Source organism: Hylemonella sp. W303a, from assembly GCF_046452315.1.
In the GTDB taxonomy this organism is placed as follows: Bacteria; Pseudomonadota; Gammaproteobacteria; order Burkholderiales; family Burkholderiaceae_C; genus Hylemonella.
Genome location: NZ_JBKFDG010000006.1, coordinates 123966 through 147734 on the forward strand (window position 1 = coordinate 123966; position 23769 = coordinate 147734).

The window sequence follows — 23769 nt, forward strand, 5'->3', positions numbered from 1 at the left end:
GTCGCTTGATTGCTAATGACTGACCAGTCAGTAATTTATTCAAACCCATTCTGCTTGTCAAGCCATCTACCCGTCGTGAACGCCACTGCCTCCGTACAGCACTACGAAAACTTTCCCGTCGCGTCGCTGCTTTGTCCGCCTCGGCTGCGCGCGCCGATCCGGGCGCTCTACCACTACGCCCGCACAGCCGACGACATTGCAGACGAGGGCGATGCCCCTGCCATGCAGCGGCTCGCGGATTTGACCGCCTACCGGGACGAACTGCTGACCTGCTTTGACTCAGCCGCCGCCAACGTGACGACGCAGGGACGCTGGCCGCACATCTTCGGCCCACTGCGCCTCGTCGTCCATGATTTCCAGCTTCCAGAAACGCCGCTGACCGACCTCCTGTCAGCCTTCATGCAGGACGTGGAAAAAACCGATGCGACGATCCGCCAAGGCGACCCGCCGGGCGCCGCCTATGCCGACCGTGCCGAGTTGCTGGATTACTGCCGTCGGTCCGCCAATCCCGTGGGCCGACTGGTGCTGCACTTGCATGGCATCGACGACCCGGCATCCCTGGCACAGAGTGACGCGATCTGCACGGCCTTGCAGCTCATCAATTTTTGGCAAGACCTGAGCCGGGATATTCCGCGCGGACGGCACTATCTGACGGCGGCCGACCGCCTTGCCCATGGCGTGACTGATGCGGACTTGCAAGCATTGCGCAGCACGGCGCAAACACGGGCCCTGGTCGCGGACTGCTGCGCCTGGGCGCGGCGGCTGATGCAGCAAGGCGCCCCGCTGGTGCAGCGCATCCCTGGCCGCATGGCGTGGGAGTTGCGCTTCGTCGTGCAAGGCGGCCTGCGCATCCTCGACAAGATCGAGTCCCAAGGCTACGACACCCTGGGACAGCGGCCACGCATCAGCGCCATCGACGCGGCGCCGTTGCTGTGGCGAGCCCTCGTCATGCGCGTGCGCGCCACAAACCCGGGGCCGTGAGGCACCCGTTCTGGCGCCGGGGCTAACCCAGGCGGCTTGTGAGACCCACCCCCCAACAGGGTCTGCTGAAGCCAGGGCCTGCTCACATTCATTCATCAACAGAAGTGAGCGTGAGCAGGCGCTAGGCGGGCACCGGATCGGTGGGCGTCCGCGCCAGCCTGGGCCCCAGTAGCTCGGCCAACCAATTCATGAACAGTTGCGTGCGGCGCGGCAGTTGCCTGCGGTTCGCATAGACCAGGGACACCGGCATGGCGGGCGCACGCCACTGCGGCAGCACCTCGACCAGCAAGCCCTGCTCGATCAAGGGTCGCGTGCCAATGGCCGGGGCCTGGATCAGGCCCAGACCTGCCACGCAAGCCGCCGAGTAAGCCGCCGTGTCGTTCACCGTCAAGGCACCCGCCATGGGCCAGGTACGCACGTCGCCCTGCACCACGTACTCCCACCCCACGGGCCGAGCCCCCAATGTCGGTAGGTAGTGCACGACGCGGTGGTTCGCCAGATCCTCCAATGTTTGGGGCGTGCCATGCCGAGCCAGATAGGCCGGGCTGGCGCAATTGAGCTGAACCATGTAGCCCAGCGGCCGGGCCACCAAGGCCGAGTCGTCCAAGGTGCCGATGCGCAGCACGCAATCAAAGCCTTCGCGCACCAGGTCCACGCGCCGGTCCGTGCTGCTGAGTTCCAGTTCCAGTTCGGGGTGCAGCGCGAGGAACTCCCCGAGCCGGGGCAGCACCTGCTGGCGCGCGACGCCACTGGGCATGTCCACGCGCAGGCGCCCGCGCAAGGCCTCTCCACCGGTGCGGAACAGGGATTGCGCGTCGTCCAGCTGCGCGAGCAGATCCTTGCAGCGCTCGTAGAACACCTGGCCATCCTGTGTGGTCTGCACGCGGCGGGTCGTGCGGTGCAGCAGCCGCGTTCCCAGGCTGGCCTCCAGTTGCTGCACTGCCTGCGACACACTGGCCTTGGGCAGGCCCAGGCTGTCCGCCGCCTGGGTGAAGCTGGCCAGCTCGGCCACGCGGGTGTATATCTGCAATTGTTCGGGACGCAGCATGGTGGGGTCCTTGGGAGAGGGGGCGTGTGGCGGGATCAGCGACCCCTCAATTGTTCGATTTGGATGAACAAATTTATCAAATCACCACGATTTATCAAATCATCGCCGATCAATAAAGTCACTCCTGTCTTTACCCACCTCACCAGGAGCAGGACCATGAAACAGACATCCACACCCATCGCGCTCATCACCGGCGGCAGCCGAGGACTGGGTCGCAACGCCGCCTTCGCCTTGGCCGCCCAAGGCAGCGATCTGATCATCACCTACCAGCGTCAGCAGGCCGACGCGCTGGCCGTCGTGGCGCAGGTCCAGGTGCAACACGAGGGCCGTCGTGCCGTAGCGCTGCAGCTGGACACGGGTGACAGCGCCAGCTTCCCAGCCTTCGCCACCCGTCTGCGTGAATTGCTGGCCACGCAATGGCAGCGGACCCACTTCGACCATCTGATCAATAACGCGGGCTTCGGCCACCACGCCGCCTTCGCGGAAACGACCGAGGCCGACTTCGACGCGCTGTACCGCGTACACCTCAAGGGACCGTATTTCCTGACTCAGGCTCTGCTGCCGCTGATCGCCGACGGCGGCCGCATCCTCAACATCTCCAGCGGGCTGGCGCGCTTCAGCTTCCCCGGCAGCTCGGCCTACGCCATGATGAAGGGCGGCGTCGAAGTGATGACCCGCTACATGGCCAAGGAGTTGGGATCGCGCGGCATCGCCGTCAACACGCTGTCGCCCGGTGCCATCGAAACCGACTTTAGCGGCGGCAGGGTGCGTGATGACGCCACGCTCAATCGCGCCCTGGCCGCGCAGACTGCGTTGGGCCGCGTCGGCCTGCCCGACGACATCGGCGGCGCCATCGCCGCTCTGCTTGCGCCCGGCAGCCACTGGATCAACGCGCAGCGTGTCGAAGCCTCGGGTGGCATGCTGATCTGAGGGCTTGCCTGCCCATTTGAAAAAGAAACCGCGCCCACCGGCTTGCCGGTGGGCGCGGTGAAGGTCAAAAGCAGTTCTTGTGGTTCTTCGGTCTTGATCTTCTTAGAACGGGTAATGACGCGGGGTCGTCTGCACCGTGATCCAGCGCAGTTCGGTGAACTCGTTGATGCCCTGCCGACCGCCGAAACGCCCGATGCCCGAGGCCTTGACACCGCCGAAGGGCATTTGAGCTTCGTCATGCACGGTCGGGCCATTCACGTGGCAGATGCCGCTGTCGATGCGACGCGCCACGTTCATGGCGCGTGCGATGTCGCCGCCGAACACCGCCGAAGACAATCCGTACTCGTTGTCGTTGGCGCAGGCGATGGCTTCTTCCACGCCCTTGACACGCACGATGGCCTTGACCGGACCGAAGGTTTCCTCATGGTAGATCTTCATGGCCGGGGTCACGTGGTCCAGCAGCGTGGCGGGCACCAGGGTGTTGGTCGCCTTGCCGCCGCACAGCAGCTTGGCCCCCTTGGCCAGCGCGTCGTCGATCAGGGCATTGCAGTGCTCGACCGTGCTCATGCCGATAACCGACCCCAACACCACGGGCTCGGGCTTGCGCGGGTCGCCCAAGGGCAGGTTCTTCGCCTTGTCGGCGAACTTCTTGACGAAGGCGTCGGCGATCTTCTCGTCCACGATCAGGCGCTCGGTGCTCATGCAGATCTGCCCGCTGTTGGCGAAGCAGCCGAAGGCCGCGCCATTGACCGCGTCGTCGAGGTCGGCGTCGTCCAGCACCACCATGGGCGCCTTGCCGCCCAGCTCCAGCACCACGGGCTTGAGGTACTTGGCGCAAGTCATCGCGATGATGCGACCCACGCGGGTTGAACCCGTGAAGTTGACCCGCCGCACCGCCGGGTGCGCCACCATGGCCTCGACCACGGCACCCGCGTCAGCGGGCGCGTTGGTGATGTAGTTCACCACGCCGGGCGGGAAACCCGCGTCCATGAAGGACTCGATGATGAGTTGATGCGTGCGCGGGCTGTTCTCCGACCCCTTGAGCACCACCGTGTTGCCGCAGGCCAGCGGCACGGCGATGGCGCGCGTGGCCAGGATGACAGGCGCGTTCCAGGGCGCGATGCCCAGCACCACGCCGGCGGGCTGGCGCACGGCCATGGCCAGGCTGCCGGGCACGTCCGAGGGGATCACCTCGCCCGCGATCTGCGTGGTCAACCCCGCCGCCTCGCGCAGCATGCCCGCAGCCAAGTGCACGTTGAAGCCGGCCCACATGGCCGTACCGCCCGTTTCAGCGCCCACGGCCTCGATGAACTTGGGCGTCTTGGCCTCCATCGCATCCGCGGCCTTGAGCAGCAGCATGCGTCGCTCGGTCGGACCGGTCTGGCTCCAGGTCTTGAAGGCCTCGGCCGCGGCCTCAACGGCCATCACGGCATCGGCGGCCGACGCGGCAGGCGCGCGCGTGGCCACCGTGCCATCCAGGGGATTGCGACGCTCGAAGGTGGCGCCTTTTTCGGCGGTGACTTTCAAGCCGTTGATGAGCATGGACAGATCGGACATGGTTTCTCCTTAAACAGGGGCCGCGGCGTCGGCGGCGGAATGGATCAGGGTTTTGCGGCGCTGCACGGCGTCGCTCGCCGTGGTCTGGTCGGCGGCACCCGCCCCCAGGTAGGCCTCTCGGATGACGTTGCTGCGCTCCAGCAGGCGAGCCGGACCGCTGGCCACCAGCACGCCGCGTTCCAGCACATACCCGCGGTCGGCCACGGCCAGCGCCTTCTTGACGTTTTGCTCCACCATCAAGACGGTGGTGCCGGAATCTGCGATGCGGCGGGCGATGGCGAGCAGTTCATCGACCATGCGCGGTGCCAGGCCCAGCGAAGGCTCGTCCAGCATCAGCAGGCGCGGTGCAGACATCATGGCGCGGGCCACAGCCACCATCTGCTGCTCGCCGCCGCTCATGGTGCCCGCGAGCTGCTGAGCGCGCTCGCGCAGCTTGGGAAAGTCACCCAGTACCTGCTCAATGCGACGCGCACGCTCGTGCTTGGAGATCAGCCATCCGCCCAGCTCCAAGTTTTCGAGCACGGTCATCTGGGGAAACAACTGCCGACCCTCGGCCACCAGCGTGACGCCGCCCCGCACGACCTCGTGTGTCTTGTCGGGCAGTTCCTCACCGTCGAGCAACGCCAGACCCTGACGCGGGATCAATCCCATCAAGGACTTCAACAGCGTCGTCTTGCCCGCCCCGTTGGGACCCAGGATGACAGTCAGTCCCGGCTTGACCTCGAAACGCAGATCACGCAGCACGAGGAAGGCGCCGTAGCCCGCGCTCAGTCCACGCACTTGCAGGTGCGCGCGTTTCTGGTCACCCAGCACAAAGGGGGTATCGCTGTACCACATCATGCGGCTACCTCACTCGCCTCGGGTTCGGCCATCTCATCGCCCAGGTAAGCCTCGATGACCTCGGGATTGCGCACCACGTTCGCGGGCGTGTCGTCGGCGATTTTCTTGCCCTGGTGCAAGACGATCACCCGCTCCACGTGGCGCAACAGGGTGGTCACGGCATGCTCGATCCAGATCACCGTCAGGTCCAGCTCGTCGCGCAGGCGACCGATCAGGCGCGCCATGTCTTCGATTTCGGCCTCCGTCAGACCGGCCGCCACCTCATCGAGCAACAGCAGCCTGGGCCGCGTGGCCAGCGCCATGCCAATTTCCAGCAAGCGCTGCTGGCTTGGCGTGATGGCCGACGCGGGCAAACGGGCCTGCTCGGACAAACCGATCAGTTGCAAGATGCTGGTCGCGTCACGCAGCGCCCAGGGCACGTCCTTTTCCTCGCCCCAAAAGATGTACTTGCGCGGCCGACGCCCCGCGAACTTCAAGCCGAAGGCGATGTTGTCGAGCACAGTCATGTCGCCGAACACACGCGGCGTCTGGAAGGTGCGCGCCACGCCGCGTGCCGCGTAGCGATGAGGTCGTCTGCCCGTGAGGTCATGACCCTGGCACAGCAAACGCCCATCGGTCGGCGGCTGCACGCCCGAGATGGCGTTGAAGAACGTCGTCTTGCCCGCGCCGTTGGGACCGATGATGCCGACCAACTCGCCCGCCGCGAAAGAAGCGCTCACCGAGTCCACGGCGGTCAAGCCACCGAAACGCACGGTGACACCCTGCGCTTCGAGCAGGAACTCTTGTGTTCGGTCGCCAGCGGAATGCTCCAAGGCCGCCGAGGTGACCTCAGTGGAATGTGCGGCACGCAGCGCGGACAGCGCGGGTGCCGGTGTCGACAGGCTAGACAAAGTAGCTCTCCCGGGCGCGCTTCACGGCGCGCTGCTTCTCACGTTCTTTTTCACCCGACAGATCGCGCCGGAGGTCGCGGGCCCAATCGCGGCTGTCGGTCCACCAGCTCTTGAACGTGGTCCAGCGCAAGGAGGCCAGTCCACCGGGCAGGTAGAGCACGCAGAGAATGAGCAGCAGGCCCAAGGACATCAGGTAGATCTGCGGGAACTGTAGGCGCAGCGATTCGGCCAGCACGCTGAAGATGATCGCCGCGAGCAAAGGCCCCCACAGCGTGAGCACGCCGCCAATCAAGGTGATCAGCACGGTCTGGAAGCCGATGAAGGGATTGAAGACGGTGTGCGGATCAATGTACGTCCAACGCACGGCCATGGCCGCGCCCACGGCGCCCGCGAACGCCGCCGTCAGCGCGAAGCCCGCGATCTTGACGAGCCGCGTGTTCACGCCCAGGGTCTGCGCACGCTGTTCGTCCGCGCCGATGGCCAGCAGCGCGAGGCCGAAGCGCGTGCGCCGCACGACGATGGAGGCGGCCACCGCGAGCACGGCCAAGGTCAGCACCGTGAGGTAAATGGTCTCTCGCTCGGGCACCACCATCAGCACCCGGCCCACCGTGCCGGTGACCGACTTCTCGAAATAGGTCACCGCATGCAAGATGAGCTCCGTCATGCCGAAAGTCAGCACCGCGAAATAGGTTCCACGCAGGTGGAGCACGGCCGCGCCCATGAGAATGGCCACCACCACCGCGATGCCTGCGCCAATGGCGATGACGGTGATCCAGTTGAAATCGCCCAGCAGGATGGCCGAGGTGTAGGCGCCGATGCCAAAGAAGGCCGAGGTGGCGAGTGACAAGTAACGCGTGCTGCCGCAGAACAGGCCCCAGCTGGATGAGAGCGCCACGTACATCAGGCAGGTCAGCGCCATGGAAGCGACGAATTCGCTGGCGTAGGCCGGTAGAGCCAGGGCCCAGCCGGTGAAAGTCAACAACACCAGCAGGTCACGGATCAGGATGTGTCTTGAAGTCATCACAGGCATCAGGAATTGAAAGCCAACAGGTCAGGCCTTGCGGCTCTTGCGCGTGAACAGGCCCTCGGGCCGCAGCAAGAGCACGGCGATGAACACCGTGTAGGACAGCAACGCTTTCAAGGACGGGTTCGTGAAATGCATGCCCAGTGCCTCGATCACCCCCAGGAACAATCCACCCACCAAGGCCCCGCCCATGCTGCCAAAGCCGCCCAGGGTGATGACGATGAGCGCCGTGACCGTGTAGGGCTGACCCATGAAGGGCGTGATGGTGTAGGCCATGGACAACAAGGCCCCCGCCACGCCAGAGAGCCCCAGTCCGATGCCGAACATCAGCGGATGCAGCTTCTGCGTGTCGATGCCCATGAGCTGCGCGCCCGTGGGCGATTGCATGAGGGCACGGACGCCCTTGCCCAGCAAGGTCTGACGCATCAACACGATCAGCGAGCCGGCGAACAGCAGGGCGAGGAAAAAGATCAGCAACTTGTTGGCCGCGAACTGCATCTCGCCGAACTTGACGGGTTCGGTCAGGTAGTCGTACCCGCGCAAATCCCCACCCCAGACCCAGGACACAAAGTTCTGCACCAGGAACATCAGGCCAAAGGCCACCATGAGGCTGCGCGCCTCGAACACATCAAGGTTGGGCGAGGTCCGGGTCAGCCGCCGAAAGCACAGAAAGTGCAGCACCACGCCCAGGGCCATCAACACGGCAAAGGACACGGGGACCATCAGCAAGGGCGAAATTCCGAACTGCGTCTGCACCAGCCAGGTGAGGTAGGCGCCGACCATCAGGAATTCGCCGTGCGCGATGTTGAGGATGCGCATGAGCCCGTACTGGAGGTTCAGCCCCAGGGCAATCAGCGCATAAATGCCCCCGGTGATCAGACCGGAGACGATGAGTTCAAACCAGGCGGTGAATGACATGACGATGGATGGGACTAGCGAGCGCCGCCTGTGCGCTGAAAGACCGGAAGTGCGGGGTGAAAGCGCAGCGAAATCAAGGAGGAGGCCCGGCATAGGCCGGGCCCATGGACATTCGCGGAGCTTTCACCCCGCGATTGCGGTCGTGCTTCGATGCTTACCACTTGGGTTTGGAGATCAGCTTCGCCGTCGCACGCGCCGGCGGCCACACCACCTCGAACTCACCCTTCTGCCATTGCCCCACGGTGCCGGGCGTGCCCACGTTTTCGCTGCCGGAGAACTTGATCTCGCCCAGGATGGTCTGGTGCGTGGTGTTCGCCACGTAGTCGCGGATGGCCTTGCGATCCAAGCCCACGCTCTTGACCGCGTTGGTCAAGATCTCCAGCCCGGCCCAGGCCGCGCCACTGGCCCAGCGGTCCGGCTCCTTCTTCTGGCTGGCGACATGCGCGTCGAAGTAAGCCTTGGCGCCGGGACTGCTCTTGGCGTTCCAAGAGCCCATGCCCATCACGCCCTCGGCACCAGCGACCGTCATCACCTTGGTGTAGAGCGGGAAGGCCGTGCCCACCGAGGCGTAATAGAACTTCGGATTGAAACCGACTTCCTTGGACTGCTTGCTGGCCAGGATGGTGTCCGGCGGATAGGAGAATCCGATGAAGGCGTCCGGGTTCTTATCCTTGATGGAACGCAGCACAGGCGACAAGTCTTGGGTGCTACCCGGGTAGCTTTTCTCCTCCACCAAGCGGATGCCACTGCCCTTCACCGCCTCCTTCAAGGCGGCGTAGTTTTCGAGACCGAAAAGGTCGTCGACGTAAATCACTGCGGCGGTCTTCACGCCCTGCGCCTTGAGCAGGTCGACCAACGCGCCGATCATCGGCGCTGGCTGCTGCAGCAGCAAGAAGAAGTAAGGCAGCTTCAGGTCCACCAGTTTCTTGGACAGCGCGGTGGGCGCGAGGAAGGGGTAACCGTAGCGGTTGGCCAGCGGCGCGACGGCGAAGTTAGCCCCACTGCCCCAGGGCGGCAGGACCAGATCCACCTTGTCGCTGCCCATGAGCTTTTCATAGGTGCGCACCACCGTTTCCACATTGCTCTGGTCGTCGCTGCTGATCAGCTCAATCTTGCGACGCACCCCCTTGACGTCCAGGCCCCCCGCGGCGTTCTGCTGCTCGGCCCACAGAAGGTAGTTGGGCTCCTGGCTGGTCTGCGCGCCACCTGTCCATGGCCCGGTGCGCGCCATGGTGTAGCCGATGCGCACGGGTGCGCTCTGGGCCATCAACTGCGGGGCGAAGGTCGCGGCGCCGACGGCGGCCGCGGCACCTTTGATCAAGGTGCGCTTGCTCTGTTGAACCTGGGTTCGGGCCATGCTTGTCTCCTTATGATGTGTGGGGCTGATCGCCAACTTGGATGCTCTGCAATCCTAGGGACCTGCCCGCAGCAGGGCTTTGCTGAGCGTGCACAAAGTAATTGCCGCTGCGCGCACAAGCATCGGGGTTAACCCGCGCGACCCTTGTCGACTCGGACGGCGATCCGATAATCCGACGATGCAGTCAGCGACCTTGAGCACCGATGCCTATGCCCCCACCGAGCGGGCTTCCATCTGGCGCGACTGGAATTGGTCGCTGTTCGGTGGACTCGAATGCGACCTGTATGGCGACAGCGCCTTTGACGGCCACATCGCCCGCGCGCACGCGGGCGACATCATCCTGACCCGGCTGGAAGCCCATCGTCATCGCGTGGATCGCACCGCGCGACTCGCACGCGCCGACATCGCACCCGGGTACCTCAAGATCGTCGCCCCCTTGCAAGGACGCGCGCGCGTGGAACAGGACGGCCGCGAAGCCTGGGTGGGCCCCGGTGCATGGACGCTTTACGACACCACGCGGGGATACACCGTCGACAACCCGGGCCAGGTGGAACACCTGATCGTGATGCTGCCCAAGGCTCAGCTCGCAGAGCGCGGGCTGAGATTGGAGTCGTTGGTGGCGCGGCCGGTAGGCGCGACCACCGGCATCGCCCGCGTGGCGCTCTCCACCATGCGCAGCACGTTCGAGGAATTGCCTCACATGAGCGCGGACGCCGCGCATGGCGCGGGTGAACTCATTGCTCAACTCGTGCGGCTGTCACTGATCGAGTTATCCGGCCAGGAAACCCACCACACGCAGCGAGAGGCATTGAAAGACCGGATACGCGGCTACCTCGCCTTGCACCTGCGTGATCCGGCGCTGACGGTGGAACGCATGGCCGTGGCACTCCATTGCAGCAAGCGTCATCTCTACAACGCATGGGCCGACGAAGAGCGCACCTTGTCGACCCACATTCAGATGCAGCGCCTGGAGGGCTGCATCCGCGAGCTGTCACGCCCAGCGGCGGACACCGTGATGAAAGAGCGCGCGATCACCGACATCGCGCTGTCCTGGGGATTCAGCAACCCCGCACACTTCAGCCGGGTGTTTCGAGACCACACCGGTCTGAGCCCCAGCGAGTTCCGTGCCATGCGGCGAACCGGAAACCCTTCAGCCTGAGAATGCGTGTGCGCCGCGCGCGGCCGCTCAAGACGTCAGCAGCAAGGGCCGCGCGGAGGCGGCCACCGCCCCGCCCGACGCGGAACGGCCAGTGCCCGACGTGGCCAAGCGGAACTGACGCACGATGTCGGCCAGGCGATCCGCTTGCTCGCGCATGGATTCAGCGGCCGCCGTGGACTCCTCCACCAACGCGGCGTTCTGCTGCGTCATGCGGTCGATTTCCTGGACCGCCTGATCCACCTCACCGATGCCGAGCGACTGGCTGTCAGCTGCCGTGGTGATCTCGCCCATGATGTCGCGCACACGCTGCACGCCCGAGACGATCTCTTGCATGGCCGCGCCCGCGGCCTCCACCTGACGCGCACCGCCGTCGATGGCGGAGACACTGGCATCGATCAAACGCTTGATTTCCTTCGCCGCCTCGGCACTGCGTCCCGCCAGACTGCGCACCTCGCCCGCAACCACCGCGAAGCCGCGACCCTGCTCGCCCGCGCGCGCGGCTTCGACGGCGGCATTCAACGCCAGGATGTTGGTCTGGAAGGCGATGCCATCGATCACTGCGACGATGTCGGCGATCTTCTTGCCGCTGGTGCTGATGCTGTACATGCTCTGCACGGCCTCTTCCATCTCCTTGCCACCGCGCTGGGCCGACTGCGTGGCGCTGGCGACCAGTTGGTTGGCGTTTTGAGCGGCGCTGGCCGTGTGCTGGACGTGGCCCGTCAATCCGCTGATGGAACTCACTGTCTGCTGGACATTGCTGGCGGTCTGCTCCGTGCGTGTGGACAGGTCGTGGTTGCCGGTGGCGATCTCGCGGCTGGCCGTCGCGATGTTTTCGCCCGCATCGCGCAATTGGGTCACCATGCCGGCCAGTTCGGAGCGCATCTGTTCCAGGGCGCGCAAGAGATCCGACACCTCGTCGCGGCCCACGGCCTGCTGGCTCTGCGTCAGGTCGCCACTGGCGATGGACTGCGACAGCTGACGCGCCAGCTCGACCGGCTGGCAGATGGCCCGCATGTTCAGCAGCGTCAGCGGCACGACGATCAGCAGGCTGATCACCACGAGCCCCGCGAAGATGAACAGCATGTTGTCGAGCAGGTCATTGCGGTTGGTGTTGGCTTCCTTGGCTTCCACGCGCAAGGCCTCGTCCAGCTGCGTGAGGGCCTTGTCGGTAGCGGTCAGTTCGCCCACGGCGCGCATGCTCATGCGGTTGGCGGCGGTGGCGGTGTCGTACACACTGCTTTCGATCTGCCGCGACAGGTGCGCAAACAGGGCGTGGTACTGCTTGAAGTGCTCCATCGCCTTGGTGATCTGGTCTTTTTGCTCGCCCTGCAGGGTCTGGGCCAGCTCATTCAGGGCTTGCTCGATGCGGGTTGCCGAGGCTTCCCATCGCGTGCGGGTCTCGCCCACGCGCTCGGGCTGCTCGTACTGGATGATCATGTCCTTCTCGTGCTGGCGCGCCAGCGCCATTTCAAGGCGCAGCTTGGACACCCGATCCACGGCATCCAGGGATTCGTTGATGACCTTGCCGCTGATCTGATGGATGCGGAACATGCCGAACATCCCCGCGCCCCCCACCAGCAGCAGCAGCACCAACACGACACCAATGGCGGCGTACATGCGGAAACGAATGGTGAATTGGCGCATCAGCGCGAACAGCTGTTGACTCATCTGGATCGTCTTTCTTCTGATCAAGCAAGGGAAAAGAGGCCGATTGCGGCCCGGGCCTGCCAACGCTTCAGGCGCCTACGGATAGTACATAGATTGTCGGCATTGGCCGGCACTTGTTAACAACGCGTTGCGTCTGCGATGGCACCAGGGAAAACCCTTAAACATACTTCACACAAAACCCAGCCGCGTGCGAACCATGAAGCTCGGCATGGGAGAATGCCGAGCCATGCCGGTTCACGTTCCCTCGTCTCCCTCCCCCGCGCAGTACGTCCAGGACAAGGCCGCAGCGTCGGGCAGCAGCTTTTACTACGCTTTTCTGTTCCTCCCGGCGGCCCGTCGGGCGGCCATCACCGCGTTTTACGCCTTCTGCCGCGAAGTGGACGACGTGGTGGACGAAGTGAACGACCCGGGCGTGGCCGCCGCCAAATTGGCCTGGTGGCGCACCGAAGTGGCGCGCGCCTGGCAGGGTCAGCCCAGCCACCCCGCTTTGCAGGCGCTGATGCCGCACGTGCGCGCCTACGGCATCGAGGCGCGGCACTTGCTGGCCGTCATCGAAGGCTGCGAAATGGACTTGCAGCAGAGCCGCTACCTGGACTACCCGGGCCTGCAACGCTATTGCCATCTGGTCGCGGGCGTGGTGGGCGAAGTGGCCGCAGGCATTTTTTCTGGCCGTGCCGGGGTGGACCCATCCCTGGACGAGCTTCGCACCCGCTACGCGCACACCCTGGGCCTGGCCTTTCAGCTCACCAACATCATCCGTGACGTGGGCGAGGACGCCTTGCGGGGGCGCATCTACCTGCCCATCAACGAGCTGCAGCGCTTCGAGGTCAAGGCGCACGAAATCCTGAACCGGCAGTACTCGGAGCGTTTTAAAGCGCTCATGAGCTTCCAGACAGAACGCGCACTGGCCTTGTACGACGAAGCCCTCGGCCTGCACGCCCAGATGCCCTCCGAGGAGCGTCGGGCCCAGAAACCCGGTCTGATGATGGCCAGCATCTACCGCACCCTGTTGCGTGAAATCGCGCGCGATGGCTTTCAGGTGCTGCACCAGCGCATCAGCCTGACACCTTTGCGCAAGCTCTGGCTGGCTTGGAAAGTCCAAGCCCTGGGCCGGCTGTGAGTCTTTTCCTTCAGTGCCAGGCCTGGCGCAGCGTGCGTGCGCAAGGGTCACTGCGGCCGTGAGAATCAGCATCGTCGGGGCGGGCTGGGCCGGTCTGGCTGCCGCCGTCACGGCCACGCAAGCGGGCCACCACGTCACCCTGCATGAGGCCGCGCGCGTGGCGGGAGGACGGGCTCGCGGCGTGGATTTGGTCCTGCCCAACGGCCAGACACTGACGCTGGACAACGGCCAGCACATCCTCATCGGTGCCTACACCGAGACCTTGCGGCTGTTGCGCACGCTGGGCTTGAACCTGGAGTCCGGCCCCGAGGCCCAGGTCAAAAGTCCCTTGCTGCGCCTGCCCCTGGCGCTGATCGGTCCGGACGGCCAAGGCCTGCGCTTGCCCCGCCTGCCGGGATTCATGCCAGCGTCCTGGGCCGTGCTGACCGGCGTGCTGCGGCATCCGGACTGGCCCTGGCGTGAGCGCCTGGCGCTGCTGCGCGCCGCGCTGCGCTGGCAAGCCCAGGGCTTCCAATGTGATGAGACCTTGAGCGTGGCCGAACTCTGCGCCCAGGCGCGTGGCGCCATCGGTCCGCGCGTGCTGACCGAACTGATCGAACCGCTGTGCGTGTCCGCGCTCAACACCCCAGCCGACGAAGCCAGCGCCCGGGTCTTTTTGCGCGTGCTGCGCGACGCGCTGTTTGCCGAACCCCAGGGCGCCGACCTGCTGCTGCCGCGCTGGGACTTGGGCGCGCTGCTGCCCGAACCTGCACTACGCTGGCTCCAGGCGCAGGGGGCCACCGTGCGTCTGGGCGCGCGCGTGCAGGATCTGGCCGCGTTGCAGGGCCAGGACCACATCATCCTGGCCTGCCCGGCTCCAGAGGCGGCGCGGCTGTCACACCCCTACAACCCCCACTGGGCCGCGCAGGCCCAGGCACTGCGGCACACCACCATCGCCACGGTCTACGCATGGGGCGCCGATGCTCGGTTGCACGCACCCATGCTGGCCCTGCCCAGCGCCGCCACAGGCCCGGCCCAGTTCGTTTTTGACCGTGGGCAGCTGGACCCCTCGGGCAAGAGCCAGGGTCTGCTCGCCTTCGTGGTCAGCGCCAGCACGGGCGAGCGCGAGGACATCGAGGCCCAGGTGCTAAGACAAGCGAAGGCACAACTGGGCTTGGCGCTGCAGGCCGTGCGAACCATCGTGGAAAAACGCGCGACCTTCGCCTGCACGCCTGGCCTGGCGCGGCCACCCGCGCGGATCGCCGCCGGGCTACATGCCTGCGGCGACTACGTTGAGGGGCCTTATCCCGCCACGCTGGAAGGCGCTGTGCGCAGCGGCATCGCGGCGGCGGGGGCCTGTGACCGCGCCCCCGCGTCACCGCATGGGCTGTCAGGGTAGCTGCGGAGTGATACAAACGCGCAGTCCGAACGCCCAAGGGCCCACCGAGTTGCCAACGGCCTCCTCCCGACGCTCCGCATGAAAACCCTGTTCAAGCTCCTCGCCGTTTCCCTGCTCACCCTGCTCATCGCCCTGCTGCTGGCGAGCGCCCTGGGCTATTGGTATGCACGCGGCAAGCTGCCACAGCGCGATGGCGAAATCTACCTGCGTGGCCTCGCCGCCCCCGTGCAGGTGCGCTGGGACGAGCGCGGCGTGCCTCACATCCAGGCCAAGAACGAGACCGACCTCTACCGCGCGCTGGGCTTTCTGCATGCCCAGGACCGCTTGTTCCAGATGGAGCTGATGCGCCGCCTGGCCAAGGGCGAGTTGTCGGAGATCCTGGGCCCCAAGCTGTTGGAAACCGACAAGCTCTTCCGCACCCTGGGCCTGCGCGCCCAGGCCGAGGCGCGGGTGCAATCCATCAATCCGCGACATCCTTCTTGGCCTGCGCTGCAGGCCTACCTGGACGGCATCAACGAATTCCAGGAGACGCGACCGCTGCCGCTGGAGTTTGAAATCCTGGGCATTCGCAACCCGCTGCCCTATTCCCCCGAAGACACCCTGGCCGTCACCGGCTACCTGGCCTACAGCTTCGCCGCCGCTCTGCGCACCGAGCCCGTGCTGACCTATGTGCGTGATCGGCTCGGCCCGGACTACCTGCGGATCTTCGATGTGGACTGGAACCCGCTGGGCGTGCTCAGCCCGCAGGCTCAATTGCTGGGTCAGGCCAGTCCGGCACGCCCGGGCGCCAAGAACGCGTCAGGACGGGACCAGACGCCCCGTCTGGCCTCCTTGAGCGACGCCGACTGGCAGACCCTGGCCCGCGTGGGCGAGGTCAGCCAGCAGGCCTTGGAACTGGCCGGAGTTCCGCTGATGGAAGGCAGCAATGCCTGGGCCATCGGCGGCCAGCGGACCGCCAGCGGCAAGCCCATGCTGGCGGGCGATCCACACATTGCCTTCAGCCTGCCGGCGGTTTGGTGGGAAGCCCACCTCAGCGCCCCCGGCTTCGAACTCTACGGCCACTTCCAAGCCTTGAGCCCTTATGCCCTGTTGGGCCACAACCGTGCTTTCGGCTGGAGCCTGACCATGTTCCAGAACGACGACATGGATTTGGTGGCCTTGCGCTCCAACCCAGCCAACTCTCGCCAAATCTGGTATCGGGGGCAATGGGTGGACCTGGGCAACCGGCAGGAAGTCATTGAGGTCAAGGGCGCTGAACCCGAGGCGGTTCAGGTGGGGCTGTCCCCCTACGGTCCGATCATCAACGCGGTGTTCGCGGACACGCTGGGCACCAGCTCTTCGGCCACACCGATCGCGCTCTGGTGGGCCTTCTACGATGCCGAGAATCCTGTCCTCGAGGCTTTCTACGAGCTCAACCGCGCGGACACCCTGGCCAAAGCCCGGCAGGCCGCCAGCAAGCTGCACGTACCCGGCCTGAACATCATGTGGGCCAATGCGGCGGGAGACATCGGTTGGTGGGCGGCCGCCAAGCTGGTGCAGCGGCCTACGGGCATCAACCCCAACTTCATCCTCGACAGCACGCAAGGCCAGGCCGAAAAGCCCGGTTACTACCGCTTCGCTGACAACCCGCAGGAAGAAAATCCCGCTCGCGGCTACATCGTCTCGGGCAACCAGCAGCCCCTGCCCCGCAGCGGGGTGCCGGTCTATGGTTACTACAACAACCCGGAGCGTGCGCGTCGGCTGGACTTCGTGCTCAGCAGCAAACGCAGCGGCTGGACCACGGCCGACAGCCAAGCCCTGCAACTGGATGAACAGAGTGGCTACGCGGCACGCATCCTGCGGCCGCTGCTGCCCTTGCTGCGCGCGGCGGCCGAGCACTCACAGGACAACACCGTCGAGCAAAAAGTCCTGCTGAATCAGCTCAGCGAGTGGGACGGCCGACACGAGGCGGGCAGCATCGCGGCCACGGTGTTCAACCAGTTCGTCTACGAACTGGCGCGCGCAGCGCTGGCCGATGAATTGGGACCTGCCCTGTTCAACAACTTGCTGCGCACCCGCGCGATCGACGTGGCGATGACACGCTTGGCCGCCGAAGAGAACTCCCCGTGGTGGGACGACCGCAGCACGCTGGCCGACCAGGAAACCCGTGCCGACATCGTGGCGCAAGCCTGGGAGGCCACCTTGACCCATTTGGTGAAGCTGCACGGCAAGTCAGCCATCAACCACTGGGCGTGGAGCGCGAACCACCAGCTGACCCACAATCACCCGCTGGGCCAGGTGAAGCCGCTGAACCTGCTGTTCAACGTTGGCCCTTTCCCCGTGTCAGGCGGGCGCGAGCTACCCAACAACCTCAATTACCCGATCGGACCGGCGCCCTGGAGCGTGCACCACGGCCCCTCGACGCGGCGCGTGATCGATTTCGCCGCCCCAGGCCAAGCCCAAGGCATCAACCCCGTGGGCCAAAGCGGCGTGTTGTTCGACCCCCACTACAAGGACCAAGCCGTGGACTACGTGCTCGGCCGTTACTACACCATGCACCTGGACGCCGACGACGTGCGCAAGTCCACGCGCAGCATCCTGCTGCTGCAACCCGACGATTGAACCCGACCATGACCCCGCCGCCCTCTTCCATGTCCCGCCCCAAGACCGCCGTCCTGCTCTGCAACCTCGGCACACCCGATGCGCCCACGCCCGCAGCCCTGCGGCGTTACTTGGGCGAATTCCTCAGTGACCAGCGTGTGGTGGAACTCCCCCGCTTGCTGTGGTGGCCCATCCTGCACGGCATCATCCTGCGCGTGCGCCCGGGCAAGTCGGCGAAGAAGTACGCCAGCATCTGGATGCGGGACGGCGACAAATCGGGCTCGCCCCTGCGGGTCTGGACCGAACGGCAGGCCATCGCTTTGGATGAACAGCTGCGGACCGCTGGCCTGAACGTGACCGTGCGCTACGCCATGCGCTACGGCTCGCCCTCCATCGCGCAACAGCTCGACGCCCTGCAGGCCGAGGGCGTGCAACGCATCCTCATCCTGCCGGCCTACCCACAGTATTCCGGCACCACCACGGCCAGCGTGGTCGATGCGGTGGCGCACTGGACCGGCAAGATCCGCTCCCTGCCCGAACTGCGCTTCGTCAACCGCTACCACGACGACCCGGGCTACATCAGCGCCCTGGCCGCGCGCATCGATGCCCATTGGCAGCAGCACGGTCGCCCGGACGGAACAAGCAGCAAACTGGTGCTGAGCTTCCATGGCCTGCCCGAGCGCAACCGCACCTTGGGTGACCCGTACTACGACGAATGCCAGACGACGGCCAGGCTGCTGGCCGAAGCGCTGCGTCTGACGCCCGAGCAATACCTCGTCACCTTCCAGTCCCGCTTCGGCGCGGCCAAGTGGCTGCAGCCCTACACCGAACCCACGGTCATGGCCCTGGCCCGCGCGGGCGTGCAGCGCGTGGACGTGGCCTGCCCCGGTTTCACCAGCGACTGCATCGAAACGCTGGAAGAAATCGACCAGGAAGTGCGGGAGGCCTTTTTGACCTCGGGCGGGCAGGAGTTCCGCTACATCCCTTGTCTGAATGATGAAGCGGAGTGGATCAAGGCTTTGGGGCACATTGCGCAAAGGCACGTTAGCGGCTGGATGTGATCTCCATGAGGCCATCGAGACGCGAGTCTCACGGAGTGGGCGAGACTCCGGAACGCTGAAGCCTTTCTCGCAACTCGACGCTGGTCAGGACCCGCGCATACTCACCGTTCAGATTCGCCAAGGCCATGGCATGCACGTCTTCGGCGCTGCGCAGGACGCCGTTGTGGTCGGATTTCGCGAACGCGAACGTCGCGTCGGAGGCCACATAGGTGGTGAACCCCAGATTCCCCGCGGTCCGTGCCGTGGCTTCGACGGAGTTGTTGGTGCTCACGCCCACGATGGCCACGGACTCGATGCCCCTGACATGGAGCCAGCGTTCGAGCCCCGAGTGGATGAACGCATCCGGGACGTTCTTCTCGACGACATGCTCCGAATCCAGAGGCTGCAGATCGGGCTGGAACTCAATTCCCGGCTGCCCCGGCCAGAAGGGAGAGCCGGGCGTTCTTGAGACATGCCGCACATGAACAATCGGGGCCTTCGCTTGGCGCCAGGCCCTCAGCATCGTCGCGATGGCGAGTTCGGCTTGCGGATTGTTGCGAGACCCGGCCGAGAGTTCGCGCATGCCACGCTGCATGTCGATGATGAGGAGAGCGATCATGGGTGTCATCGAGGTGGCCTTGGTCTGGCCTTGGGGATTGGTGGGCACAGTGCCATGCCCTGTACCTACTTTTTCTTCAAGGCTTGGTAGGCCTCCCGCGCCAAACACCCCTTGAGCCACGCGCTCGTCAGCGGAAACTGGTCCATCAGCGTCCGCGTCGCCCGTACCCAAAGCAGCACGCTCGCCACGCAGAGGTCGGCCACGGTGAAGCGGTCGGCGGCGATGTGGGCTTCACCCTTGGCCTGCTGCGCGGCCAGATGCGTCTCCAGCACGCGCAAGGGCACATGCAGGCGGCGCTCGGCTTGGTCGGCCAGCTCGGGCTTGCGCTGGGGTTCGGGCATGCTGAGGCGGTGCATGAGCACGGTGAGCGCATCCTTCTCCACTTCCGTCATGGTCCAGAAGGACCAGCGCAGGGCTTCGGCGTCCTCGCGCGGCGTGGCGGGGGTGATGCTGCGGCCGTCGGCCTGCCCGTGGTAACGGGCAATGTAGAGCGCACAGGCCATGCTTTCCCAGAGGACGATGTCACCGCCTTCGCTCTCGGGCCGATGGTCCACCACCACCGGCACGCGCCCGTTGGGGTTGAGCGCCAGGAAGTCCGACGTGCGGCTATTGCCTTGCCGGTAGTCGGTCTGCACATGCTCGAAGGTCAGGCCCAGCTCGGTCGCGGCCCACAAGGGACGCAGCGCGCGTGACGCCTGGATGCCGTAGATGGTCAAAGCCATGGGTTCCTCTCAGAAACGCCCAACCTGACCTGCCGGCGACCACCGGCATGCACCAAGGTCTGGAACGGGCCTGGCGCGCATTGTCCACAAAGCACGACCACGATGTCCCGGTCCTCAGGCGCGCAGGAACTTGAGCACGGCCCCCAACTGGTCCGGCACGTTGAGCGCGGGCGCGTGGCCGCAGCCGGGCACCTCGATGACCTGCAGGCGTCCGTTCAACCCGGGCCCGGTCTGGCGCATGGCCGCCACGGTCTCGGGCAGCAACAGGTCGGACGACTCACCACGCAGCAGCAGCACGGGCGCCTCGATGCGCGCGTATTCCTCGTGCAGCTTGTAGTCGTCGGGATGATGGATGAACTGCCCGGCCATGGCCGGGTCGTAGTGCGGCGTCACACGGCCATCGGGCAGGCGACGGACCGAGGTTTCCGTCAGGCGACGCCACTGTGCGTCGCTGAGCCAGCCATAGGGCTTGTAGATGGTGCGGAAGTAAGTTTCCAGCTCGCTCACTGTGTCGAAGGCTGGCAGCTTGCCCGCATACCCCCGGATGCGCTGCTCCGCGGCCTCGGCCAACTCGGTGCCGATGTCGTTGAGTACCAGGCGTGTGATGCGCCCCTTCAATGGCCCGGCCGCGCAAACCATGCCGATGGCTCCACCCATGGAGGTGCCCACCCAATCGAAGTGGCTCAGGCCCAGCTGGTCAGCCAAGGACAGGGCGAGCTTGGCGTAAAAGCTCAGACAGTATTCGTGCACGGGATCGGGGCTCCACTGGCTCAGGCCACGCCCTATCGTGTCCGGGCAGATCACCCGATAGCCGTTGGCGCTCAGGTGCGCGGCCAGTTCGTCCATGTCTCGACCGGTGCGAGCCAGGCCGTGCCAGGCGATCGCGGTCCGTCCGCTGGAGGCGTTCCAATCCATGTAATGGAGTTCACGCCCTTCGCAGCGCAGGTAGTTGGAGCTGGGCTGGGTCATTGGCTTTCCTCCTTTTGCGCCTTGTTCAAAGTGCGCAGACTCGCGCGCTCCCGCAGCCGGCCCACGATGCCGGTCGGGAAGTAATAGACCGAGAGCACGAAGAGCAGGCCCAGCCAAAGCAGCCAGCGGTCGGGCGTGAAGATGGCGGGCAGCAGCGGCCAACCTTCCATGGCCGAACCCAGCGCCTTGAGCACGTCCTGCAGATAACTCTGCGCGAGCAGGAAGAGCGTGCTGCCGAGGATGGCGCCATACAGCGTGCCCATGCCGCCTATCACGACGATGAGCAGGATGTCCAGCATGATCTCGAAGGACAGGGAAGTGTCCGGCCCGTTGTAGCGCAGCCAGAGCGCGAGCAGGCCACCGGCCAGCGTGGCGAAGCCGGCCGAGATCACGTTCGACAGGGTGCGGTAGACCACGGTGCGGTAACCCAGCGCCTCGGCACGAAAGTCGTTCTCGCGGATGGCCTGAAGCACCAGGCCAAAGGGCGAGTTGACGATGCGCAACAGGGCCAGGAACATCAGCGCCACGGTCAGAAAGATCAGGTAATAGGTGACGATGCGCCCATTGACCGCCACGCCCAGCACGTCCTGTTCGAAGACACGGAAGCCCGGCGTGAGCAGCTGCGGCACGCGAAAGCTCAGGCCGTCTTCACCACCCGTGATGTCCGACAGCTGCGAGGCCAGCGTGAGGAAGGCCGAGGCCACGGCCAGCGTGATCATGGCGAAGAAGATGGCCTTGACCCGCAGCGAGAACAAGCCGATCAACAGGGACAGCAGCAAGGAAATCAGCAAGGCACCGATGACGCCTGCGGCCAGCGCGCCCCAGGTCGCGCCCAGGTGCGTGAAAGCGATCGCAACGCCATAGGCGCCGATGCCGAAGAACATGGTGTGCGCGAAGCTCACGATGCCGGTGTAGCCCAGCAGCAGGTCGAAACTGACCACGAGCGCGACGAAGATCAGCACCTTGGCCGCTACGTTGAGCGCCTTGACACCCGGCACGAGGAAGGGCGCGAAGGCCAGACCGAGCACCAGGACAAGCAGCAACACCGCCAGCACGCGGCTGCGCGGCAGGTCGTTGGAAAGAAGACGGGACAGCATCATCTGTTCGCCACCGGGTAGACACCCTGGGGCCGCCACAACAGGATGGCGACCATCAGCGCGATATTGGAAAACAGCGCCACCTTGGGCACGAGGAAACCCGTGTAGTTCGCCATCAAGCCCACGAGCAAGGCCCCGATCAAGGCCCCCAGCGTGGAACCGAGTCCGCCGATGATGATGACGATGAAGATCAGCACATTGACCTGGGCGCCCATCTGCGGCGTCACGCTCTGCTGGTACAGGCCCCACATCACACCGCCCAGGCCCGCCAGCGCGCTGCCCGCGACAAAGACACCGATGAAGAGGCGCTGGATGCGGTAACCCAGGCTCTCGACCATCTCGCGGTCCTGCACGCCAGCGCGGATCAGCAGGCCGATCTTGGTGCGGTTCAGCGTCCAGGCCAGAACCGCGAACACGGCCAGCCCCACGAGCACGCAGAGCAGGCGGTATTTCTCCACCGCCGCATCACCAACGTAGAGCACGCCGCTCAAGGCCGGCGGCAGCGGTAGCGCGATCTGTTGTGGCCCCCAGATGACCTTGATCAGTTCCTCGCCAATGATCATGCCGCCCATGGTGATGAGGATCTGCTTCAGGTGCTGGCCGTATACGGGGCGCACGATCAAGCGCTCGAAGGCCCAGCCCAGGGCGCCCGCCACGGCCATGGCCACCAGCATGGCGGGCAGCAAGGCCAGCAGATTGAGCCACAGGCTCTCGGCCTGCACATAACTGCCCATGCCGCCCAGCACCGAAACGGCGATGAAGGCGCCGAGCGCGATGAACACGCCATGGCCGAAGTTGAGCACGTCCATCAGGCCGAACACCAGGGTCAGGCCCGAAGCGATGATGAAGATGATCAGGCCCATCGCCAACCCCGCCACCGTCAGCGTGAGCCAGGTCGACGGGCTACCCACGGCAGGCAGCGCGAGCACCGACAGCACGGGGACCAGGGCCAAGGGCTTCCAGTCGAAGTCTTTCAGCATGGTCATTGAGCCTCCCGCCGGGCCGCCCCAAGGGAGGCGAAGGCCCCAGGTCCAAGCGAAGCGCAGGACCCACCTGAAACGGGGGGTCGCAAACACACGAAGTGATACACGAAGTGATGAGCGTGGGGGCAGTTCATGCGTGTGCTCCCAGGGACAAACCCAACAGACGCGCTTGCAAGGCTTCATCCTCCGCCAAGGCTTTCATGCTGCCGCTGTGCACCACGCGCCCGTCGTCCATCACGGCCACGCTGTCACCCAGCTGCTTGGCGAAATTGAAGTTCTGCTCCACGAGCAGGATGGTCGTCTTCGCGGCCTTCAGCTCCTTGAAGGCCGTGATCATGTTCTGGACGATGGCGGGCGCCAGACCTTTGCTGGGTTCATCGATCAGCAGCAGTTGGCGTGGTTCGACGATGGCGCGCGCCACGGCCAGCATCTGCTTTTGCCCGCCGCTGAGCTTGCCCGCGGGGTGACTCCAGAATTTCCGCAGCGCGGGGAAGAAGCCGAAGATCCACTCCAGCCGCTGGGTGTCGATGTCGTCCACCGAGCGCGCGCCCCGCGCGGCCAGCAGCAGGTTCTCCTTCACGCTGAGGTCGGAGAAGATGCCCATGTTCTCGGGCACGTAGGCCACGCCATTCTGGGCGATCTCTGGCGTCCGATGCTGCGTGATGTCCAACCCGCGCGGCGTGTTGTCCTGGTCCACTGCGAGCGTGATGCGGCCCGCGCTGGCGCGCCACAGACCCATGATGGTCCGCAGCGTGGTCGTCTTGCCCGCGCCATTGCGCCCCAGCAGCAGGGTGAGTTCGTTCGCGGGCACGGCGAGATCGACGCCGTGCAGGATGTGGTACGCGCCGATGTGGGTGTGCACGCCTTGTAGTTCAAGCAGGTTGGTCAT

General features: G+C 65.3%; 21 protein-coding genes. 7 read left to right on the forward strand and 14 right to left on the reverse strand.

Annotated features, from left to right (window positions below):
• Nucleotides 1-54 precede the first annotated feature (54 nt).
• A complete protein-coding gene (gene hpnC / locus ACLBKS_RS12615) occupies nucleotides 55-981 on the forward strand; it encodes a squalene synthase HpnC (protein WP_410193152.1) in 927 nt (308 codons plus the stop codon).
• Nucleotides 982-1102: 121 nt separating this feature from the next.
• Here hpnC and ACLBKS_RS12620 read toward each other — a convergent pair whose 3' ends face one another.
• Nucleotides 1103-2029, reverse strand: coding sequence for a LysR family transcriptional regulator (locus ACLBKS_RS12620; protein ID WP_410193153.1), 927 nt, complete (start codon nucleotides 2027-2029; stop codon nucleotides 1103-1105).
• 156 nt (nucleotides 2030-2185) lie between these two features.
• On the opposite strand from ACLBKS_RS12620, the gene ACLBKS_RS12625 reads away from it, so the two are divergent.
• Nucleotides 2186-2959, forward strand: coding sequence for an SDR family NAD(P)-dependent oxidoreductase (locus tag ACLBKS_RS12625; protein WP_410193154.1), 774 nt, complete (start codon nucleotides 2186-2188; stop codon nucleotides 2957-2959).
• Between the two features lie 102 nt (nucleotides 2960-3061).
• Here the strand turns inward: ACLBKS_RS12625 and ACLBKS_RS12630 are convergent, their stop codons facing one another.
• The 6 genes from ACLBKS_RS12630 to ACLBKS_RS12655 all read right to left on the reverse strand — a co-directional run bounded on the left by ACLBKS_RS12630 (nucleotide 3062) and on the right by ACLBKS_RS12655 (nucleotide 9545).
• On the reverse strand, nucleotides 3062-4516 hold the full coding sequence (locus tag ACLBKS_RS12630; protein WP_410193155.1) for an aldehyde dehydrogenase: 1455 nt from the start codon (nucleotides 4514-4516) through the stop codon (nucleotides 3062-3064).
• 9 nt (nucleotides 4517-4525) lie between these two features.
• Nucleotides 4526-5356: an ABC transporter ATP-binding protein gene (locus tag ACLBKS_RS12635; protein WP_410193156.1), complete on the reverse strand. Its 831-nt coding sequence runs from the start codon at nucleotides 5354-5356 to the stop codon at nucleotides 4526-4528.
• Nucleotides 5353-6132, reverse strand: coding sequence for an ABC transporter ATP-binding protein (locus ACLBKS_RS12640; protein WP_410193322.1), 780 nt, complete (start codon nucleotides 6130-6132; stop codon nucleotides 5353-5355). Before ACLBKS_RS12640 ends, ACLBKS_RS12635 begins: the two co-directional genes overlap by 4 nt.
• A gap of 106 nt (nucleotides 6133-6238) precedes the next feature.
• Nucleotides 6239-7267, reverse strand: a complete 1029-nt coding sequence (locus tag ACLBKS_RS12645; protein ID WP_410193157.1) for a branched-chain amino acid ABC transporter permease — start codon at nucleotides 7265-7267, stop codon at nucleotides 6239-6241.
• A 30-nt stretch (nucleotides 7268-7297) separates the two neighbouring features.
• A complete protein-coding gene (locus ACLBKS_RS12650; protein ID WP_410193158.1) occupies nucleotides 7298-8188 on the reverse strand; it encodes a branched-chain amino acid ABC transporter permease in 891 nt (296 codons plus the stop codon).
• 154 nt (nucleotides 8189-8342) lie between these two features.
• Nucleotides 8343-9545 carry an amino acid ABC transporter substrate-binding protein gene (locus tag ACLBKS_RS12655; protein WP_410193159.1) on the reverse strand — a complete coding sequence of 401 codons (1203 nt, stop codon included), beginning with the start codon at nucleotides 9543-9545 and terminating at the stop codon, nucleotides 8343-8345.
• Between the two features lie 178 nt (nucleotides 9546-9723).
• Here ACLBKS_RS12655 and ACLBKS_RS12660 point away from each other — a divergent pair, with 178 nt between their 5' ends.
• Nucleotides 9724-10704 (forward strand): helix-turn-helix domain-containing protein, encoded by a 981-nt coding sequence (locus ACLBKS_RS12660; protein WP_410193160.1) that lies wholly within the window; start codon nucleotides 9724-9726, stop codon nucleotides 10702-10704.
• 27 nt (nucleotides 10705-10731) lie between these two features.
• On the opposite strand, the gene ACLBKS_RS12665 is transcribed toward ACLBKS_RS12660, so the two are convergent.
• The gene (locus ACLBKS_RS12665) at nucleotides 10732-12372 is read right to left on the reverse strand and encodes a methyl-accepting chemotaxis protein (protein ID WP_410193161.1); all 1641 of its coding nucleotides are present in this window, start codon (nucleotides 12370-12372) and stop codon (nucleotides 10732-10734) included.
• A gap of 226 nt (nucleotides 12373-12598) precedes the next feature.
• Between ACLBKS_RS12665 and hpnD the strand changes: the two genes are divergently transcribed.
• The 4 genes from hpnD to hemH all read left to right on the forward strand — a co-directional run bounded on the left by hpnD (nucleotide 12599) and on the right by hemH (nucleotide 18511).
• The gene (gene hpnD / locus ACLBKS_RS12670; RefSeq protein WP_410193162.1) at nucleotides 12599-13492 is read left to right on the forward strand and encodes a presqualene diphosphate synthase HpnD; all 894 of its coding nucleotides are present in this window, start codon (nucleotides 12599-12601) and stop codon (nucleotides 13490-13492) included.
• A 58-nt stretch (nucleotides 13493-13550) separates the two neighbouring features.
• Nucleotides 13551-14870, forward strand: a complete 1320-nt coding sequence (hpnE, locus tag ACLBKS_RS12675; protein WP_410193163.1) for a hydroxysqualene dehydroxylase HpnE — start codon at nucleotides 13551-13553, stop codon at nucleotides 14868-14870.
• A 78-nt stretch (nucleotides 14871-14948) separates the two neighbouring features.
• Entirely contained in the window at nucleotides 14949-17471 is a 2523-nt protein-coding gene (locus tag ACLBKS_RS12680; RefSeq protein ID WP_410193164.1) for a penicillin acylase family protein, read from the forward strand.
• Nucleotides 17472-17479: 8 nt separating this feature from the next.
• Nucleotides 17480-18511, forward strand: a complete 1032-nt coding sequence (gene hemH, locus ACLBKS_RS12685) for a ferrochelatase (protein ID WP_410193165.1) — start codon at nucleotides 17480-17482, stop codon at nucleotides 18509-18511.
• Nucleotides 18512-18539: 28 nt separating this feature from the next.
• On the opposite strand, the gene ACLBKS_RS12690 is transcribed toward hemH, so the two are convergent.
• The 6 genes from ACLBKS_RS12690 to ACLBKS_RS12715 all read right to left on the reverse strand — a co-directional run bounded on the left by ACLBKS_RS12690 (nucleotide 18540) and on the right by ACLBKS_RS12715 (nucleotide 23769).
• The gene (locus tag ACLBKS_RS12690; protein WP_410193166.1) at nucleotides 18540-19109 is read right to left on the reverse strand and encodes a cysteine hydrolase family protein; all 570 of its coding nucleotides are present in this window, start codon (nucleotides 19107-19109) and stop codon (nucleotides 18540-18542) included.
• 65 nt (nucleotides 19110-19174) lie between these two features.
• The gene (locus ACLBKS_RS12695) at nucleotides 19175-19831 is read right to left on the reverse strand and encodes a glutathione S-transferase family protein (protein WP_410193167.1); all 657 of its coding nucleotides are present in this window, start codon (nucleotides 19829-19831) and stop codon (nucleotides 19175-19177) included.
• A gap of 114 nt (nucleotides 19832-19945) precedes the next feature.
• Nucleotides 19946-20800 carry an alpha/beta fold hydrolase gene (locus ACLBKS_RS12700; protein ID WP_410193168.1) on the reverse strand — a complete coding sequence of 285 codons (855 nt, stop codon included), beginning with the start codon at nucleotides 20798-20800 and terminating at the stop codon, nucleotides 19946-19948.
• Nucleotides 20797-21897 (reverse strand): branched-chain amino acid ABC transporter permease, encoded by a 1101-nt coding sequence (locus ACLBKS_RS12705; protein ID WP_410193169.1) that lies wholly within the window; start codon nucleotides 21895-21897, stop codon nucleotides 20797-20799. The genes ACLBKS_RS12700 and ACLBKS_RS12705 overlap by 4 nt, the downstream gene beginning before the upstream one ends.
• A complete protein-coding gene (locus ACLBKS_RS12710; RefSeq protein WP_410193170.1) occupies nucleotides 21897-22883 on the reverse strand; it encodes a branched-chain amino acid ABC transporter permease in 987 nt (328 codons plus the stop codon). The genes ACLBKS_RS12705 and ACLBKS_RS12710 overlap by 1 nt, the downstream gene beginning before the upstream one ends.
• Nucleotides 22884-23010: 127 nt before the next feature.
• Nucleotides 23011-23769 (reverse strand): ABC transporter ATP-binding protein, encoded by a 759-nt coding sequence (locus ACLBKS_RS12715; protein ID WP_410193171.1) that lies wholly within the window; start codon nucleotides 23767-23769, stop codon nucleotides 23011-23013.

What these genes read in the sequence shown, in the direction of transcription:
- ACLBKS_RS12620 (WP_410193153.1), bottom strand. Translation starts at nt 2,029, where the DNA reads ATGCTGCGTCCCGAACAATTGCAGATATACACCCGCGTGGCCGAGCTG.
- ACLBKS_RS12625 (WP_410193154.1), top strand. Translation starts at nt 2,186, where the DNA reads ATGAAACAGACATCCACACCCATCGCGCTCATCACCGGCGGCAGCCGA.
- ACLBKS_RS12630 (WP_410193155.1), bottom strand. Translation starts at nt 4,516, where the DNA reads ATGTCCGATCTGTCCATGCTCATCAACGGCTTGAAAGTCACCGCCGAA.
- ACLBKS_RS12635 (WP_410193156.1), bottom strand. Translation starts at nt 5,356, where the DNA reads ATGATGTGGTACAGCGATACCCCCTTTGTGCTGGGTGACCAGAAACGC.
- ACLBKS_RS12645 (WP_410193157.1), bottom strand. Translation starts at nt 7,267, where the DNA reads ATGACTTCAAGACACATCCTGATCCGTGACCTGCTGGTGTTGTTGACT.
- ACLBKS_RS12650 (WP_410193158.1), bottom strand. Translation starts at nt 8,188, where the DNA reads ATGTCATTCACCGCCTGGTTTGAACTCATCGTCTCCGGTCTGATCACC.
- ACLBKS_RS12655 (WP_410193159.1), bottom strand. Translation starts at nt 9,545, where the DNA reads ATGGCCCGAACCCAGGTTCAACAGAGCAAGCGCACCTTGATCAAAGGT.
- ACLBKS_RS12660 (WP_410193160.1), top strand. Translation starts at nt 9,724, where the DNA reads ATGCAGTCAGCGACCTTGAGCACCGATGCCTATGCCCCCACCGAGCGG.
- ACLBKS_RS12665 (WP_410193161.1), bottom strand. Translation starts at nt 12,372, where the DNA reads ATGAGTCAACAGCTGTTCGCGCTGATGCGCCAATTCACCATTCGTTTC.
- hpnD (WP_410193162.1), top strand. Translation starts at nt 12,599, where the DNA reads ATGCCGGTTCACGTTCCCTCGTCTCCCTCCCCCGCGCAGTACGTCCAG.
- ACLBKS_RS12680 (WP_410193164.1), top strand. Translation starts at nt 14,949, where the DNA reads ATGAAAACCCTGTTCAAGCTCCTCGCCGTTTCCCTGCTCACCCTGCTC.
- hemH (WP_410193165.1), top strand. Translation starts at nt 17,480, where the DNA reads ATGACCCCGCCGCCCTCTTCCATGTCCCGCCCCAAGACCGCCGTCCTG.
- ACLBKS_RS12690 (WP_410193166.1), bottom strand. Translation starts at nt 19,109, where the DNA reads ATGATCGCTCTCCTCATCATCGACATGCAGCGTGGCATGCGCGAACTC.
- ACLBKS_RS12695 (WP_410193167.1), bottom strand. Translation starts at nt 19,831, where the DNA reads ATGGCTTTGACCATCTACGGCATCCAGGCGTCACGCGCGCTGCGTCCC.
- ACLBKS_RS12700 (WP_410193168.1), bottom strand. Translation starts at nt 20,800, where the DNA reads ATGACCCAGCCCAGCTCCAACTACCTGCGCTGCGAAGGGCGTGAACTC.
- ACLBKS_RS12705 (WP_410193169.1), bottom strand. Translation starts at nt 21,897, where the DNA reads ATGCTGTCCCGTCTTCTTTCCAACGACCTGCCGCGCAGCCGCGTGCTG.
- ACLBKS_RS12710 (WP_410193170.1), bottom strand. Translation starts at nt 22,883, where the DNA reads ATGACCATGCTGAAAGACTTCGACTGGAAGCCCTTGGCCCTGGTCCCC.
- ACLBKS_RS12715 (WP_410193171.1), bottom strand. Translation starts at nt 23,769, where the DNA reads ATGACCAACCTGCTTGAACTACAAGGCGTGCACACCCACATCGGCGCG.